The organism is Vibrio sp. 10N.239.312.D08 (assembly GCF_041466145.1).
GTDB lineage: Bacteria > Pseudomonadota > Gammaproteobacteria > Enterobacterales > Vibrionaceae > Vibrio > Vibrio crassostreae_C.
Genome location: NZ_JBFSSD010000124.1, coordinates 1 through 1,309, shown reverse-complemented (window position 1 = coordinate 1,309; position 1,309 = coordinate 1). Strand labels below are relative to the sequence as shown.

General features: G+C 48.4%; 1 pseudogene. It reads right to left on the bottom strand.

Annotation, left to right across the window (positions count from 1 at the left end):
* Positions 1 to 1,309, bottom strand: a pseudogene (gene traD, locus AB6D58_RS24455) (type IV conjugative transfer system coupling protein TraD); the annotation flags it as partial.

The window sequence follows — 1,309 nt, the reverse complement described above, 5'->3', positions numbered from 1 at the left end:
GTTTGATAAAGGCTGGTGTCACATCTCGCATCTTATCAAAGTGCAAATCCAGTCGAGTGATAAAGCTGCTTCCTGGTACGCGAAGGTAACATTGCAAATCATCCATGGCTTGGATTTCACTGCTAGAGATAACCGGTCGTGTCACCGTCTGGTGGCCAATCGATACCCCATCACGGAGTGCATTTGCACCGTAAGAAATGTGCTCTCTTGAGACATCCACCTCTTGCTCACCCAAATCTTTGGATGAGATTTGTGCCATCTGCGCTGATGGGGCGCGAAAGTAAAAGCGAGAGTTGAGTAAATCAAAAATAACGTCCGCGGTATTTTTCCGTAGGTTTTCACGAGCTGCGCATAAGACTGGAGACCAATCACATAACAGCCCCCAAACTTACGCACTTCGGCAATGATGGTGTCAAGCTCAGGCAGTTTATGCAGACTTGGCATTTCATCCATAATCACCCAGATGCGGCGGTCTTCATCGTCTTTGAGTCCCAAGATAGCGTTAGAAGCAATGGCAAGCCACGTCGAAATCAAAGGACGCAATGAGGCGTGTTGCTGCGCGTTACTCGATAAAAACAAAAAGCCTTTTTGTTTGTCATCTTGTACCCAATCGGTGATAGAAAACGGTTTACGTTTGGGCTCTCCTTTCGTGTCTTTGTCATCCAAGCCATCTAAAAAGCGTAGGCTCTTAATGTAGGTAGCGAGCACCGACTTAATGGAGATGGCCGTCTTTTTGATGTCTTTCGAGACCAGGGAAGCAGACTCTGTGCCTTGCAGGAAATTACCCAGGGTTTCAAGTTCAGACGTGAGTATCAGGCTAAGCAGCCTTGCGGTCGAGCAGGGCTTGTCATCTTGGCTCATGCGATACGCCGCACTTGAAAAGATAGTCCGGGCGGAGTCGACCCAGAATGGGTCACCTTCGCCATGCTGCGGGATAAGGGCGCTGGCGATATTTTCAAAGTCAGGGGCTTCTTTTGCATCGCACCAGACATCCCAATTGGCGCAGCGTTCATCGAAGGGGTTGAGTAAGGTGTCTTGGCTAGGGTCAAAGAACTTACTGGTAAAGGTGCAGCCTTTATCATAAATAATCGCTTTATCCCCACGTTTGCGTATCCAGCGCAGCAGTTTCCGCAGCATGACGGATTTACCGGCCCCTGTGGTGCCGTCAATCAGCATGTGCTGCACTTCAAACTCACGTTTAAATAAGGCCAGCCCATCCACTTTGAAATCAGAAATTCGTCCGTTGCCTACACCCTGTTTCTTGAGTTTCTTTGCCCGTTTTTTCAAATCATTTGTGAGCACTTTGGGT